This window comes from Halomonas sp. IOP_31 (genome assembly GCF_021151495.1).
Classification (GTDB): Bacteria; Pseudomonadota; Gammaproteobacteria; order Pseudomonadales; family Halomonadaceae; genus Modicisalibacter; species Modicisalibacter zincidurans.
The window spans coordinates 12,049-27,540 of sequence record NZ_JAIRBP010000005.1; the positions used below are offsets into that span (position 1 = coordinate 12,049).

At 57.5% G+C, this 15,492-nt stretch carries 8 protein-coding genes and 1 pseudogene; 6 read left to right on the forward strand and 3 right to left on the reverse strand.

Annotated features, from left to right (window positions below; all coding sequences use genetic code 11):
• Position 1: 1 nt before the first annotated feature.
• The 5 genes from K7I12_RS04320 to K7I12_RS04340 all read left to right on the forward strand — a co-directional run bounded on the left by K7I12_RS04320 (position 2) and on the right by K7I12_RS04340 (position 11,405).
• Positions 2 to 1,051, forward strand: a complete 1,050-nt coding sequence (locus tag K7I12_RS04320; RefSeq protein ID WP_231663145.1) for an AAA family ATPase — start codon at positions 2 to 4, stop codon at positions 1,049 to 1,051.
• Positions 1,044 to 1,649 carry a hypothetical protein gene (locus tag K7I12_RS04325; RefSeq protein WP_231663148.1) on the forward strand — a complete coding sequence of 202 codons (606 nt, stop codon included), beginning with the start codon at positions 1,044 to 1,046 and terminating at the stop codon, positions 1,647 to 1,649. The genes K7I12_RS04320 and K7I12_RS04325 overlap by 8 nt, the downstream gene beginning before the upstream one ends.
• The gene (locus tag K7I12_RS04330) at positions 1,642 to 3,330 is read left to right on the forward strand and encodes a DUF262 domain-containing protein (RefSeq protein WP_231663149.1); all 1,689 of its coding nucleotides are present in this window, start codon (positions 1,642 to 1,644) and stop codon (positions 3,328 to 3,330) included. The genes K7I12_RS04325 and K7I12_RS04330 overlap by 8 nt, the downstream gene beginning before the upstream one ends.
• Positions 3,330 to 6,203: an ATP-binding protein gene (locus K7I12_RS04335; protein ID WP_231663150.1), complete on the forward strand. Its 2,874-nt coding sequence runs from the start codon at positions 3,330 to 3,332 to the stop codon at positions 6,201 to 6,203. Before K7I12_RS04330 ends, K7I12_RS04335 begins: the two co-directional genes overlap by 1 nt.
• 141 nt (positions 6,204 to 6,344) lie before the next feature.
• Positions 6,345 to 11,405, forward strand: a complete 5,061-nt coding sequence (locus tag K7I12_RS04340; protein WP_231663151.1) for an AAA domain-containing protein — start codon at positions 6,345 to 6,347, stop codon at positions 11,403 to 11,405.
• Between the two features lie 37 nt (positions 11,406 to 11,442).
• Here the strand turns inward: K7I12_RS04340 and K7I12_RS04345 are convergent, their stop codons facing one another.
• The 3 genes and pseudogenes from K7I12_RS04345 to K7I12_RS04350 form a co-directional block, all read right to left on the reverse strand.
• Complete coding sequence (locus K7I12_RS04345) at positions 11,443 to 12,672, reverse strand: tyrosine-type recombinase/integrase (RefSeq protein ID WP_231663152.1); 1,230 nt, start codon at positions 12,670 to 12,672, stop codon at positions 11,443 to 11,445.
• A gap of 361 nt (positions 12,673 to 13,033) precedes the next feature.
• A pseudogene (locus tag K7I12_RS17650) lies at positions 13,034 to 13,279 on the reverse strand (IS30 family transposase); the annotation flags it as partial.
• 33 nt (positions 13,280 to 13,312) lie between these two features.
• Positions 13,313 to 13,690 (reverse strand): transposase domain-containing protein, encoded by a 378-nt coding sequence (locus K7I12_RS04350; protein WP_442908017.1) that lies wholly within the window; start codon positions 13,688 to 13,690, stop codon positions 13,313 to 13,315.
• Positions 13,691 to 13,887: 197 nt separating this feature from the next.
• On the opposite strand from K7I12_RS04350, the gene K7I12_RS04355 reads away from it, so the two are divergent.
• Entirely contained in the window at positions 13,888 to 15,399 is a 1,512-nt protein-coding gene (locus tag K7I12_RS04355) for a CoA-acylating methylmalonate-semialdehyde dehydrogenase (protein ID WP_031383939.1), read from the forward strand.
• Positions 15,400 to 15,492 lie beyond the last annotated feature (93 nt).

The following is a 15,492-nucleotide window of genomic DNA, read 5'->3' on the forward strand; positions in this document are numbered from 1 at the left end:
CATGCTGAAGCGGTTGGAGCTCGATAACCTCACGCTTTTCCCCCACGCGCGGCTGGACTTCGCGCCGGGGCTGAATGTGATTGTTGGGGAGAACGGTACCGGTAAGTCGCATCTGCTCAAGGTGGCCTATAGCGCGATCGCCAACGCTCACGAGCAGGGCAATGAGCCCAGTGTGGTCGACCCGACGAAGTCGCTGCTGCAAAAGGGTATCGCCGACAAGCTTATCAAGGTGTTCCGGCCCGAGTCTCTAGGCCGGCTGGCCAGCCGTCGTCAGGGAACGCAGACCTGCAAGGTATCCGTCTCCTTTGAGCAGGAGGTGCTGGATACTGCTTTCAGCTTCAGCACCCGCTCTCAGACCGAGGTCAAAGTCGAAAACCTTCCCGGTGCCTGGCAGGAGAAGGCGCCGGTCTTTATGCCGACACGTGAGCTGCTGAGCCAATATCACTGGCTATTGCCGCTCTACGAAAGCCGCCATGTGGATATCGAAGAGCACCATATCGATCTCTGCAAACTGCTGGGCGCACCCGCCATCAAGGGGCCTCGTGAAAAGGCCGTGGCCGAGCTGTTGGCCCCGCTGGAAGAGGCCATGGGCGGCAAGGTGGTGCTGGACAAAAATGGGCGTTTTTACCTGCGCATTCCCGGCCAGGGCAATCTGGAGATGCCGCTGGTTGCTGAGGGACTGCGCAAGCTGGCGATGTTGGCTCGCCTGATCACCACCGGTTCGCTGCTCGACAAAGGCTACCTGTTCTGGGATGAGCCCGAAGCCAATCTCAATCCCAAGCTGATCAAGCTAGTGGCACAGGCAGCCGTAGCACTTAGCCAGCAGGGGATTCAGGTGGTGATCGCCACCCACAGCTACTTCCTGCTCAAGGAGCTAGATCTGCTGACTCGCCAGAAGGCAGTGGCGCAGCGCTACTTTGCCCTGGTGCGTGGCGAGGGCCAGGTGGAGCGCATCGAGGCAGCCGACCATCTCAGCGGACTGGAGCACTTGGTCAGTCTCGAGGAGGAGCTGGCCCAGTACGATAGGGAGATGGAGTTGACGGATGCCTGAAGTGAGGGAAGGGCAGCTTACCTTCCACTTTCCTGAGGGGTGGCAGCTGCTCAAGTACGACGACAGCACCTGGCACCGTCAGCGCATGAAGAGTCGGTCCAAGGGGGTGGACATCCTGGCCCACATGGGAGGTCCCACCCATTGGTGGGTCGAGGTGAAGGATTGCGAGGGCTATGAACCCGAAAACCGCCCGCGGCTGTCGGCGGCGGACCCCGCGGAAGTCAGCCAGGCCCGACAGTGGGTAGAGCAGCAGGGGTTGAAGCCTAAAGTCCAGGTGGTTCGCCGCAAGCCGTTTATCGTCGATGAGATCGAGGAGAAGCTGCGCGACACTCTGGCGGCAATTGCCGTGGCAGAGCGTGAGGCGGCTCCTGAGCTTGCCGGTTTTTCACCGTTACACGCACCGTTCCCGCGGCTGCGGATTGTGCTGCTGTTGACCTGGAACCAGCGTGATTTTAAACGCCTGGCTTCTCGACTGCAGACTCGACTGGAGCGAGCTCTGGCGCCCTATGGAGTCCAGGGCCTGGTGGTAAACGAACAAACGACCGGCAGTGCGGGACTCCACTGCCGTGTGACAAGGAGTCATGCTTCCAATGCCTAGCAAATCAATCAAGGCGATGGTCCAGGATATCAACAATCGGGATGCCGACGGTGGTGGGCTCTGGCTGCCCAATATCCAGCGAGAATTTGTGTGGGAAGAGGAGCAGATTGAGCGCCTTTTTGACTCGATTATGCGCCAATATCCGCTTTCTTCCATGCTGATTTGGAAAACACGCGATGAGATTAAGCATAGGGCGTTCATTCAAAATTACAACGACAACAAGGTGGACTTGAAGGGGCATTATCAGTATGACCATGCTCGACTAAAGCGTTTGGTGTTGGATGGTCAGCAGCGCTTGCAAAGCCTTTATTTGGGGCTTCGTGGCAGTATCGACGAGCATACGCTTCATTTTAATATTCTGAGTGGTGATGCTCATCCCACAGAAGATATTCGCTACCAGTTCGAGTTTAAAAGGCCAGGAGAAGCAGGTTGGCCTTGGATACCTATCGCTGAGCTGGTCTTCAATAACAGACTTCCAGAAGAAATTATTCCAAAGTTGCTTGAGAAGCACGATGTCGATCTGTCGTCTTCTGATAGGAGTCGTGTCACAATCAATATTAGCCGCGCTCGCCATGAGTTTAGCAATGAGTCTGGCTTGCTGTATCAAGAGCTTGATAACACCTATGAAGAGAATGGCCTGACGTTCGAGGATGTTGTAGAAGTCTTTATTCGAGCAAATTCAGGTGGTACGAAGCTAAGTAAATCAGACTTGATGTTTACTCTCCTTACGACTGAGTGGGGTGAAGCCGATGTCGAGTTTGAAGATTTTTTAGAAGATATTAATGATAATAGGTTTGACTTTCAGCGTGACTTTCTCATTAAGGTGAGTACTACGCTGCTTGGCTATGGTGCCAAATATGATGTTGAAAAACTCAGAGATGAGGCAGTTAGGAAAGATATAAGCGAGCATTGGGAGAAAATTGCTGAGGCATTGCGTTTCGTCAAGGATGAGGTGGTCAATAAAACCTATATCCGTGATGGAAAGGCAATGATTTCTTACAATGCGCTAATTCCTTTGGTATATGCCTATTATCGATATCCGGAAAGTTGGGGTAGGGCAGCCTTTCTCCCTAAGTATCTTGTGCGAGTTCTTCTTAGTGGCGCTTTTTCAGGACAGCCTGACGGGTTAATTGATCGTCTCATTCATGCTATTGATAAAGATGAAGGTTTTAAGTTAAAGAGCGTATTTTCCGTGATTCGGGATTATGGGCGCAACCTGAACGTTGGCGAAGAAAAGCTTCTTTACCGCTGTGGGTATGGTAGTGGTAATATCCATCTTCTGTTCAACCTGTGGTACGGTCGTGAATATAAGGCAACCAGTATAAAAAATTCCCCTCAGGTCGATCACATATTTGCCAGAAGCATATTGAAAAAACAGAAAGTTGTGAATGAAGAGACCGGTAGGAAGGTGCAGAAATATAGCAAGTGGGACATGGATCAGCTTGCTAACTGTATGCTACTTCCCGCCCACCAAAACGGCGTGGGCGACAAAGGCGCGAAAGCGCTGGATGAGTGGCTAAAAGACATGAGTGAAGATTTTCTTGAGCTTCACTGTATTCCCAAGAAGAAATCGCTTTGGAAGCCAGAAAATTTTGAAGCATTCATCGAGAGTCGCCAGGAACTGATTGTTGAGAAATTCCGGGAAATGGAACTGCTGGATGAAGACGAGGAGTACTCATAATGAGCCTGAAACCCTGGAAAGAGATCGCTCGCCCGCACAAGGATGTGCTGGAGGGTACCTTCAAGCAGGCGGAGTTCGCCGCTGACATCACCCAGGTGGCGACAGGTACGGCGCCGCAGGAGTATCAGGACGCCGAGCAGTTCTTCGCCCGCACTTATATCACCGAGGGGATGCGTCTGCTGCTGATCTCAGTGGCCCAACGGCTCGCCGGGAAGGGCGGCGACCCAGTGATTCAACTTCAGACGGCTTTCGGTGGCGGCAAGACCCACACCATGCTGGCGGTCTACCACCTGGCAGCGCGCCAAGCCTCCACCGATAAGCTGATGGGGGTTCCACCGATCCTGGACGAGGCCGGCATCCATGAGCTTCCTCATGCTCGCGTGGCCGTGATCGATGGTATCAAGCTCTCGCCTAGCCAGGCGTCCCAGTACGGCCCGCAGAGGGTCAACACCCTATGGGGCGAGCTCGCTTGGCAGCTGCTAGGCGATGATGGGTATGCCATGGTGGCTGAGAGCGACAGCTCCGGGACCTCGCCTGGCAAGGAGGTACTCAAGCAGCTGCTCGAGCAGGCCTCTCCCTGCGTCATACTGATCGACGAGCTGGTGGCCTTCATCCGGCAGTTAGAGTTAGGCAAGTCGTACCCCGCCGGGACCTATGACAGCAACATCAGCTTTATTCAGGCGCTGACTGAGGCACTCAAGGCGGTCCCTCACGCCATTCTGCTCGCCTCTTTGCCTGAATCAGAGCTGGAAGTGGGCGGCACGATGGGCCAGCAGACGCTCAATGCCCTGGAAAAGTACTTCGCTCGCGTGGAGTCGGTTTGGAAGCCGGTGGGAGCCGAGGAAGCCTTCGAGATCGTCCGTCGACGTCTCTTCGACCATCCCGGCGAGCGCGCTGAGGTAGAAGGCATCAGTCGTCAGTTCTCGGACTTCTATCGGCAACATGCCAAGACGTTTCCTGTCGAGACCCAGTCCAACGAATACTTCGAGCGCCTGTGCCGCTCCTATCCGATTCATCCCGAAGTGTTCGATCGACTCTACGAAGACTGGTCGACCCTAGACAAGTTCCAGCGCACCCGGGGCGTGCTGCAGTACATGGCCATCGTCATCCATCGACTGTGGGTCTCGGAGAACCGTGATGCCATGATCATGCCGGGCTCCCTGCCGCTGGAAGATGGGAATGTGCGCAACAAAAGCATCCACTATCTGCCCCAGGGCTGGGAGCCGGTGATCGAGCGCGAGGTGGATGGCCCTCGCTCGGCAACGCTGGATTTGGATAGCCACGTCACCCTGTTCGGCGGGGTGCAGGCTGCTCGACGTGCAGCTCGTACCATTTTCCTGGGTAGTGCTCCCTCCAGCAGTAACCAGACGGCCCGGGGCATCAAGCAGGAGCGCATCCTTCTGGGGGCCGTGCAGCCTGGTCAGTCAACCGGCATCTTCGAGGACGTGCTCAAGCGCCTGCGTGACCGGCTGCATTATCTGTACTCTGAGCAGGACCGCTATTGGTTCGACACCAAGCCCAACTTGCGTCGGGAGATGGAGAGCCGAAAGCAGAACATCAGTGATCGGGATGCGCTGATCCCGATGATCAAGGAGCGCACCAACCGGCTGATGGGTCGAGGTCACCACTTTGCCGGCATCCATGTATTCACCCCCTCCGGGGACGTGCCGGATGAATACGGCTCCGGGCCGCGCCTGGTAGTGCTGCCGACGGCTGCCGCCTTCAGCCGTACCGAGACCAATCAGGCCTACAAAGCGGCTGAGGAGATCTTGCGCAACCGTGGTGATCAGCCGCGACAGAAGCAAAATCGGCTCATTTTCCTGGCCGCTGACTTCGACGTCGTGAGCCGCCTGAAAGATCAGGGGCGTACCTTCCTCGCTTGGAGATCCATCGTCGAGGATATCGAGAACGGTACCCTAAACCAGGACCTGACCCATCTGCGCCAGGCCAAGCAGAGCCGTGATACTGCGGAGACGTCGCTCTCCCAGCTGATCCGCGAGACCTACAAGTGGCTTATGGCGCCTGTGGAAGAGTTCGTGCGCGGCAAGCCGAAGCTGGAGTGGGAGGTCGTGCAGATCTCCACCACCACCACCAACCTAGTGGAGACCATCGAAACGAAGCTTCGTGAGGAGGAATGGCTGATCTACGAATGGTCGCCGATCTTCCTCCGCAACGTTCTCAACCAGTGGTATTTCAAGGCTGGCGTGACCGAGGTCAGTGCTCTCAAGGTCTGGCAAGACAGCTGCCACTACCTTTATCTGCCCCGCCTGGTGAACGATCAGGTGTTCAAGAACGCTATGAACCAGGGCATCGCCTCGGAAGACTTCTTCGGCTACGCCTCCGGTAAGGAGGGGGACAAGTACCTCGGCTTCACCTTCGGCCACGGCAGCGTGGCGAATATTGACACAGAGGCCTTGCTTATCGAACGGGAAGAGGCCAAGACCTATCGCGACAAGCTGGAGGCAGAGGCCGCCCAGCGCGCCCGGGAACAAGCTGAGGGTCAGGGCGAGCAACCGCCAGTGTCTGGAGCAGGGTCAGAAGGTGTTGGCGAAGGCGTGCCCAGTGGCTCCTCCGTCCCCATGGGGGGCGGCCAGGGCAGTAATGGCATCGTGTCGGAATCTTCGGCGCCTAGTGCCGCTAAGACGCACTTCTACGGTGCCGTCGATCTGGATCCGGTTAAGGCCAAGATGGATTTTGCCACCTTGGTTGACGAGATCGTCGAGCAGTTCACCCTGCGCGCCGGGGTCGAGGTCAAGATTTCCGTAGAGGTCGAAGCCAAAAGCACCGACGGCTTCGACGAGGGCTTGCAGAGAACGATCAAGGAAAACTGCAATGTATTGAAGTTCAGCAGCTCGGAGTTCGAGGGTGAGTAACTTCGAAAGGCGCAGAAGGATGATCCCGATGGCAAGTACGTATAATTTGCCCATCGGGTAGTGAAGAGAAGGCTAGCGAGGCTGGTTGGCTTGCCTCGTTGAGCGTCATGAACATGAGCTGTTGAGTCAGGTGGAGGTCGCATGAGCTCCTCGAGCACCGGTATCGATTCGGAAAATATCAAACGAGACACCAAAAGCCTGGCTGGCTTACTGGGGTTTGCCCACGAGGTGCTGACGGCACGCTCCAAGGTTCAGATGGAGATGGCATCCGGGCTCGGCGTGTTCCGTGAAAGTGATTTCGCGGGGCTGCCTGGGGTTCACCTGAACGAGGAGGATGGCGCTTGGCTCAGGCTTGAGCGTCAGAGGGAAACACGTCCGCCAGCCCCGGAGGAGCATGTGGCGGCCTTTGTGGCTGACATCGGTGACGATCCTGATAAGCGGCCTGAGCTGCAGCCGGCGGTTTCCATTGAGGTGACAATCGAGGCGGCGTCAGATCTGGCAGAGGCTGAATTGCTGCGACCCGATAACATCCGCGAAATTGTCGAGGATAACCAGGAGCTCCAGGACAGAGTCAAAGTGACCTTGCTGGTCGAGGACTTCTTGGCTGTGCAGCAAGGGTTCAAAGCTTACGTCACTGGCCCTTGGGCACGGTGGGCAGAGGCCGAAAAGCCGGTACGAAAGGCCATCAAGCTCTACAAAGATCTTTTCGCGCTGCAGACCGCTATACATTCAGCTGAGAGTACGCCTCCCGAGCTCGTGTGGGGAGTCGGGATCGCACGTTGGAAGGTGGACGGAAAAGTCGTCGACATGCCTATCCTCGAGCAGTTGGTCGATGTTGAGGTCGAAGAGCGTGGTGACATTGCTTTCCGGCCACGCGATCTGAAGCCAAAGCTGAGTCTGAAGCCATTCATTGAGCTTGAGGTCGAAGGTTCCCCCAAGTTGCAGCGTGTTCTGCAGGGTAGCCTGGAAAAGATCCTGGATGAGGATACGGAATTCTCACCATTTCAGACGGTTTGGGAGACGTTGCTCTCTACGGCAGCCGCACAGCTGACCTCAAATGCGGAACTCATCACCAGAGAGGCACTCGATAGCGGTGCGCAGATTCCCGCTATGGGCGACCAGTTGATCATTGCCTCCAGCTGGGCCATTTTCGGCCGCCCGCGTTCGTCCGAGGCGAGAGAGCAAGACCTTCAAGCGCTTCGCAAGACGATCGAGGAGACAGCAGCTGAGTCTGAGTTACCATCTGCGCTGAGAGGCTTTGCGGCGGTGCCGCCAGAGACACCTGTCGACAGCCTCAGTGATTATGGGCTGGACACGAATGTTTTGCAGGCTGGCGGTGCGACCAATAGCTGGGAGGAGTCTAGCAGGGGCACACCGGGCTCCGAGCCCCGTCGGGTTGAAGCGCTGAAGGAGGAGCCGCGGCGAGTCCACTTCTTCCCACTGCCCTATAACCAGGAGCAGGGGAAGGTCATCGACCTGCTCGAGACGGCCGACGTGGTCTCCGTGACGGGACCGCCAGGTACCGGCAAGACGCACTCCATTGCCAACATCATCAGCCACATGATGGCCACCGGTAAACGAGTATTAGTCACCGCTCGCACGCCGGAGGCCATTGCCGCCGTGCGTGAGAAGCTGCCCGAAAGCCTGCGTCCCCTCGTGATCGCATCGGTAGGGACCGACCGTGAGAGTGCCAAACAGTTACAGTCTGCTGTTTCGGAACTCTCCGATAAGGTCATCGGGATGGATAAAGACGCCGCCAGGCAAGAGATGCAGCGCCTGGAGGCGGCTATTGTCGAGTGCGATAGGAAAGCCGACGAGGCTGATCTAAAGCTTGCCGAAATTGCCAGGGAAAACCTGGCGCCTCTTGTCTGGCAAGGGCAGGAGTATGCCCCCATGGAGCTGCTGGATGTCCTCTCGGAAGATGAGAACAGGTTTGGGTGGTTTACTGATCGACCCAGCAGCCATCCCCCGAGCCAGCTCAGTGAGATACTGCAACGACTGCGTGATGAGTTGCCGAGTCTGTCTCCTGATATCGTCTATGTTGGGGCCGATGTTCCTGCTATCGAGGCGATTCCTTCGACACAATCGATGATCGAAGCCCATGATGCTGAACTAGCTTATCACGCGCAGGAGAAGCCGGATTACAGCAACGCGCCGCCCATGGCCCGCGATTCCGCAGAGGCAGATAGTGTCGGTAGGGATCTCCTGGTTGAGCTCAAAAGCATCCAGCAGCGATTGGCCAAGCTGGATGAGCATCAGCGTCGGATGGTCGCCGCAGCCTGTTCACAGGGCTTGGACGGCGACGTTGGCCCGTCGGTGCTGAAGAGAAAGGCTGCTTACATCGAGGAGCATCGGTATCTGGAGCTCGCCGCCCAGGTAACCTATACGCTCGGGAAAAGCTCAGCTAGTGAGTTGGTGGATGCTGCTCAAAGGGCGGCAGCAGGGCAGAAGCCAGTGTCTTTCGGTTTCTTTAATAAGCCATTAAAGGAGGCCGTATCTTCCATCAAGCTGGGAGAGCAGTCGCCTGACTCTCGAGAGGGATGGGTAGCGGTCCATACGGCCTGCAGGCTGGAAGTTGACCGCGAGCAGATCGTAGCTGAGTTCTCGCCGTTCGTCACTGGAGGGTATCCCCCTGAGGTCCCGTTGCAGGGGCCCCAGATAGCTGAGTACCTGGTCAGCTGCAGCATCAATATCGAGACGGCAATGCATCTCTCTGCCTCATTGCACGAGGCAATGGAGACGCTACGGATGCTCTTTCCGTACGGGCTGGATCAGGATGCGATGGTGAGGACTCTTGACTTGAGTGGTGCCATCTTCGCACTTGAAGCCAACTTGCCGGATAGCTACCAGACTCCTGAAGCTATCCAGATGCTTGAGAATCTCGAACTAAGAGAAGAAGTCCCCGTTCACAAGGTTCTAATGGACCTGAGGCGTGGGCTGGGCAGTCCTGATCTCGATCACGCCACGCTCGTTGCCTTGAGAGGCGAGCTAACCCAAGAGTTGCAACGCATCGCGGAGTTGGGGTCTCGCCTGCAGCAACTGGAGCGTGATCTCGAAGCACTGGAGCAGGCAGGTGCGCCTGAGTGGGGCGCGCGGCTGAGAAAAGACCCACTCCAGGCTGCCGAGTTGATTCCCGAAGAGTGGGAGGCTGCTTGGGAATGGGCAATGATGCGTGAGCGTATCGACCGCATTATTGCCCTCGGTAACGGCGATGAGCATCGGACTATCAAGGCCAACATGCTTGAGCGTCGCCGCAGGCACTTTGAGAAGTTGATCAGCACCCGGACCATGCTGGGGTTAGCCAAGAGGATGACACCTACTGTCCAGAGTGCCATGGCGGCATTTACCCAAGCCGTTTCCAGGATCGGCAAGGGAACAGGGAAGAATGCGCCTCGCTTTGTCAGGGCAGCGCAGGAAGCGGCCCAAAAAGCGTCGAAGGCAGCACCGGTCTGGGTCATGCCGGAATACAAGATTCCAGAGCAGCTGCCGCCTCAGTTGGGAGACTTCGATCTTGTAATCCTCGATGAGGCTTCCCAGTCAGATATCACGGCACTGGCGGCACTAGCACGGGGCAAGAAGCTGCTCATTGTGGGCGATGAGGAGCAAGTTAGCCCAAGCAATGTTGGTATTCCTTCGGAGCGGATCAATGCGATGCGAGCCGAGTACCTACATGGGGTGCCTAATGCTGCCTTGATTGATGAGAACGCATCAATCTTTGAGATCACCATGCGCATGTATCCGGCTACCCACATGGTGCTCAGGGAGCATTTCCGCTGTGTGGCACCCATCATTCAGTTCTCGACACGTTTCTATTCTAATCGACTCATTCCTCTTAGAGTGCCTAAGGCCTCGGAGCGTTTCGATCCACCCTTGGTGGATGTCTACCTTCCTCGTGCCAGCCGTCGGGGAAAAACGAATAGGGATGAGGCCAATTATATCGTTGACGAAATTGCCAATATCATTGCCGATCCTGCCCATGATCATCGGTCTATTGGCATCATCTCCTTGCTTGGAAACCATCAGGCAGAGCTGATCGAAAGGCTATTGATCGAGGATTCGAGGATAGGCCCAGAGAAGATTGCCGAGCGGGAGATCATCGCGGGTGATGCTCGGACTATGCAGGGTCAGGAACGATCCGTAGTGTTTATCTCCATGGTCGCTACTCCCTCCGATGTCCGCTCCCAAAGCGCTAAGAGCGATCAGCAACGCGTCAATGTAGCAATGAGCCGAGCCGCGGATCGACTATATCTAGTCCGCTCGGTTTCTCTAGAAGACTTGAAACCTCAAGATATCAAGTCGGATATCATCAAACATCTTCAAGATCCTATGCCGGAAGGGCACTCTTATTCTGGGGGAGACCTACTGGCACGCTGTGACAGCGGCTTCGAGCGTGAAGTCTTGTCGATGTTGCTGGACGCCAACTATCGGGTCAGACCACAGGTTGAGGTGGGTGGCTTTTCGATCGACTTGGTCGTTGAGGGTGCTGAAGACCGTCGATTGGCCATTGAGCTGGATGGTGATGCTTTCCATGGCCCTGATGTCTGGGAAAAGGACATGGCGCGCCAGGCTGTGCTCGAGAGAGCGGGGTGGGTGTTCTGGAGAATCTTCGGTAGTCAGTGGCGTGCCCAGAAGGACTACTGGTGGAACCAACTGTTAGAGACCCTGACCCGTATGGGGATCGATCCTATCGGCGCTGAGGCTCTCGATGAACGGTTCACTGATTTCCGAGTTATCCAGCCTTTCGGGCAGGTTAAGGAAGATGAGCTATCAACGGCTGAAATTGATGATTTTGGTTCGCCTGACCCAAATGGTAAAGATGATGCTGCTGAAGAAATAACTATAGAAGGGAAGGGTGCCCAGAGCAAGCGTGAGCCTACTGATGATGCGCATCTGGCGGAGGGAAACCTCGAACTCGATCTCTCCGATTTAGAGGAGAGCCAGGAAAGTGAAGCTTCTGACACTGAAGCTACCGAAGATATCCGAGTTGTTCAGGTGGGAAGCGAGGTCGTTGTTGAACAGATGTTCGGCGATCACAGGGTCATGAGGTTTACCATTGTGGAAAACTACAATGCGCCTCAGAAAGGCTTGCTTGGCAGTCATACACCTCTTGGACAGGCACTGCTTGATGCTAGTGCTGGTGAGGAAGTGGAATACCATCAAGGGGATGATCACAAGAAGGTCAGACTGATAGAGGTGTTATAAATAAGTTAATCCCCCGGCTTTGCCGGGGGACCACTTACTATTCGTTGACCTCGATTGCCTGTGTTTGTGAGGGCCCACAACAGATGAAGTCTGCCCATTCTTGCATCATCGCCCTTCGCTTCTCGAATAGGTCACCGCGGCGATAGGCCGCTTCCACCTTGTTCTCGATGGTGTGAGCAAGAGCCATCTCCGCTACGTCGCGGGGATAGCTGGTTACTTCGCCCGTCCAGTCGCGAAAGCTCGAGCGGAAGCCGTGGGGTACGTAGTCGCCACGTTCGCCACCGACGCCATACCCCATGCCGCGCATCAGCTGCAGCATGGCCATGTTGGAGAGAGGGCGACCATAGCGAGCGCCGGGGAATACGTGTGTATTGCCCTGTACCCTCGGCAACGTGGCCAACAGCTCCACTGCTTGCCGTGACAGCGGCACACGGTGTTCGCGGCGTGCCTTCATCCGGTCAGCTGGGATCGTCCAGGTTTCATTGTCGAGGTCGATCTCCATCCAATCAGCTCGCAGGACCTCTGAAGTGCGCGTAGCTGTGAAGATCAGGAACTGCAGCGCCTTGGAGGAGATGCTGGTATAGCCCTGAAGCTCGGTCATGAATGCAGCGACATCGTCGTAGGGCATGGCCGGGTGGTGGGTCACCTTCTTGACCCTTGCAGGCTTGGCCAGCAGCTTATCGAGATGACCACGCCAGCGGGCAGGATTTACGGGGTCCCGGTAGCTGTGCGCTGCGGCGTAGTCGAGAACGTTCTCAATACGACCTTGCACGCGCTTGGCCGTCTCGGTCTTGCTGGTCCAGATCGGCGACAGGATCTTCAGGACGTCCTGGGTGGTGACCTCATCGACCGGCATGGAACCGATCACCGGACGGGCATACGCCTTGAGCGTGCTGACCCACTGCCGCGCGTGCTTGGCGTTCCGCCAGCTACGGCGGTGAGATTTGATGTAGCGTGCGGCACAGCTGGTGAAAGTGGGACTCGTCTCGTCTACTTGCTCTTCCTCTACCTTTACTTCAAGAGGGTCAAGACCCTCCTTGACCAGGCTACGGTTCTTGCCGGCACGATCACGCGCCTCAGCAAGGCTGACGTCTGAGTAGCTACCAAGGCCCATGTCGCGAAGCTTGCCATTGCGCCGGAACCGATAGATCCAGCTTGCTCCTCCCTTCTTGCCGATCTTGAGATACAGGCCTTCGCCATCATTGGTCAACCCGGGCTTGGCCTCCCTGACCAGTTTCTGTACCCCGCGTGTGGTGAGCTTGCCCATGGCCGCCTCCTCGTTGTCGTGGGGATCAGCGTACCATACCCTAGCCCATACTCCAGCCCATACATTGATCCTGCAATCAGTGATATGGCTTTGGATGCTCCTGGACAAAAAATCAAAAAAAATATAGCTAAAACAATGATTAAATGATTGGCTCTAGACTTCCCTGTACTCAATATATGCGGACTCCCCCTCCGCCAACGAATACAGATAAGCCGCTGATTAAAGCGGCTTATTCTTTGCCTTGATGTTTTTGACCCGCACTTTGATCCACACCTACAGGCTGACTTCCTCTGAAAACTGCAGGATGCTTTTGGACAACCCTTCCCTTGCCTTACTCTTTTCCTCGCTGATTGGGCCAACCGGCGAATTCCGACTCATTGTCCAGCTTGATGGGCTGGACCGCACCCCGACGAGGTTTCAGTAGGCGTATCATGGCCGCTTTCGTCAGCTCCGCCGAGATCCTGGGCAGTCGTGCCGCCAGCAGATAGCCGCTACGCCGCTCGACCAGCGTGACCAGGCCTGATTGGTTTTGTCCTTGGATCACAGTGTCGGCCTCCCAGTGGCCGATGAAGCGCCGGCCATCGACCTCAGCCGGTCGTTGCTTAATGGTAAGCGCCGTTAAACCGTAAGCGTCTGGCGATCACCAGGATTGCGGCAAAGGCGTGATATCGGCCATCGCTAGCTGCTGGGGCAGCAAGGCTCGGACGGCGTCTTCGGTCCTGGCACGCGGCAAGTGCTCGAAGACGTGGGTCAGGTAGGCATGGGGATCCAGGCCGTTGGCCTTGGCCGTTTCCACCAGGGTGTAGAGCATGGCACTGGCGTCGGCGCCCTTGGGACTACCAGCGAACAACCATCCCTTCCTGCCGATGACGAAGGGGTGGATGGTATTCTCGGTGGCGTTATTGTCGATGGCCAGGTAGGTGGTCAGCTGCGGCCAGAGGTTCCGCGCATAGCGGCTCGGAGGCCACGGACGGCCTGACCGTCTCGTTGCCTTCCCGCGCCACGGTGACGAAGGCACGCAGGGTCTGTAGCTTCTGCATGGTGACGTATCTCCCTCCCCGCGCGTCCTTTATATTTATAAAGCTTATATCACGGTTAGAAATTACTCGATTGATCCTGGTGACGATGCCGCTAGTCTGGGCGCCAATGGCATCCTTTCCGAAGCCAGGAAAGCCCCTGTCACGGATCTGACCAACGATACAATATGAGGTGACCATGAGCACAGCCAGCATCCAGCATTATATCAATGGGCAAATATCAGCCGGCGAGTCCGGCGCGAGCCAGGACGTCTTCAACCCGGCCACCGGCCAGGTGACCGGCCGGGTGGCCCTGGCGTCCCCGGCCGATGTGGACACCGCCGTGGCCGCCGCCCGGGCCGCTTTCCCGGCCTGGGCCGATACGCCGCCGATTCGCCGCGCGCGGGTGATGTTCAAGTTCCTTCAGCTGCTCAATGCCCACAAGGACGCGCTGGCCGCGGCGGTCACTCGGGAACACGGCAAGGTGTTCACCGATGCCCAGGGCGAGGTGGCGCGCGGCATCGACATCGTTGAGTTCGCCTGCGGCATCCCGCAGCTGCTCAAGGGCGACTACACCGAGCAGGTCAGCACCGGCATCGACAACTGGACGACCCGCCAGCCGCTGGGCGTGGTGGCCGGCGTCACCCCGTTCAACTTTCCGGTCATGGTGCCGATGTGGATGTTCCCGCTGGCCATCGCCGCCGGCAATAGCTTCGTCCTCAAGCCCAGTCCGCTGGATCCCAGCGCCTCGCTGCTGATCGCCGACCTGCTCAAGCGAGCCGGGCTGCCGGATGGCGTGTTCAACGTGGTACAGGGCGACAAGGACTCGGTGGAGGCGCTGATCGACCATCCCGACGTCAAAGCGCTGTCGTTCGTCGGCTCCACTCCGATCGCCAACCTGATCTACGAGCGTGGCGCCCGCCACGGCAAGCGGGTCCAGGCCCTCGGCGGCGCCAAGAACCACATGGTGGTAATGCCCGATGCCAACCTCGACAAGGCCGTCGATGCCCTGATCGGCGCGGCCTACGGCTCCGCCGGCGAGCGCTGCATGGCGATCAGCGTGGCGGTGCTGGTGGGCGACGTGGCCGATGAGCTCGTGCCGCGGCTGGCCGAGCGCGCGAAGGCGCTGAAGATCAAGAACGGCCTGGAGCTCGATGCCGAGATGGGCCCCATCGTCACGGCTCAGGCGCACCAGCGCATCACCGGTTACATCGACAAGGGCGTGGCCGAGGGCGCCGCGCTGGTGGTCGACGGCCGTGACTTCGACCCGACCACCACCGGCGAAGGCTGTGCCGAGGGCTTCTGGATGGGCGGCACCCTGTTCGATCACGTCACCCCGGAGATGACCATCTACCGCGAGGAGATCTTCGGGCCGATGCTGGCCTGCGTGCGAGTGCCGGATGTCGCCACCGCCATCCAGCTGATCGACGATCACGAGTTCGGCAACGGCGTCAGCTGCTTCACCGAGAGCGGCAACGTGGCCCGCGAGTTCGGCCGGCGCATCCAGGTCGGCATGGTGGGCATCAACGTGCCGATCCCGGTGCCGATGGCCTGGCACGGCTTCGGCGGCTGGAAGCGCTCGATGTTCGGTGACACCCACGCCTACGGCGAGGAGGGCGTGCGCTTCTACACCAAGCAGAAGTCGATCATGCAGCGTTGGTCGAGCTCCATCGAGCACGGGGCCGAGTTCGCGATGCCGACGTCCAAGTAACTTCTTCCTCAACGACCGACAGGCATGCCGGCCAGTCAGCTGTCTTCCACCCGCTGACTGGCCAGCGCCACCCCGCTGGGGGGCTACATGCCG

Bases quoted from the DNA above. Each gene is read 5' to 3' on its own strand.
- K7I12_RS04345 (WP_231663152.1), bottom strand. From the start codon at position 12,672: ATGGGCAAGCTCACCACACGCGGGGTACAGAAACTGGTCAGGGAGGCC.
- K7I12_RS04325 (WP_231663148.1), top strand. From the start codon at position 1,044: ATGCCTGAAGTGAGGGAAGGGCAGCTTACCTTCCACTTTCCTGAGGGG.
- K7I12_RS04355 (WP_031383939.1), top strand. From the start codon at position 13,888: ATGAGCACAGCCAGCATCCAGCATTATATCAATGGGCAAATATCAGCC.
- K7I12_RS04340 (WP_231663151.1), top strand. From the start codon at position 6,345: ATGAGCTCCTCGAGCACCGGTATCGATTCGGAAAATATCAAACGAGAC.
- K7I12_RS04320 (WP_231663145.1), top strand. From the start codon at position 2: ATGCTGAAGCGGTTGGAGCTCGATAACCTCACGCTTTTCCCCCACGCG.
- K7I12_RS04335 (WP_231663150.1), top strand. From the start codon at position 3,330: ATGAGCCTGAAACCCTGGAAAGAGATCGCTCGCCCGCACAAGGATGTG.
- K7I12_RS04330 (WP_231663149.1), top strand. From the start codon at position 1,642: ATGCCTAGCAAATCAATCAAGGCGATGGTCCAGGATATCAACAATCGG.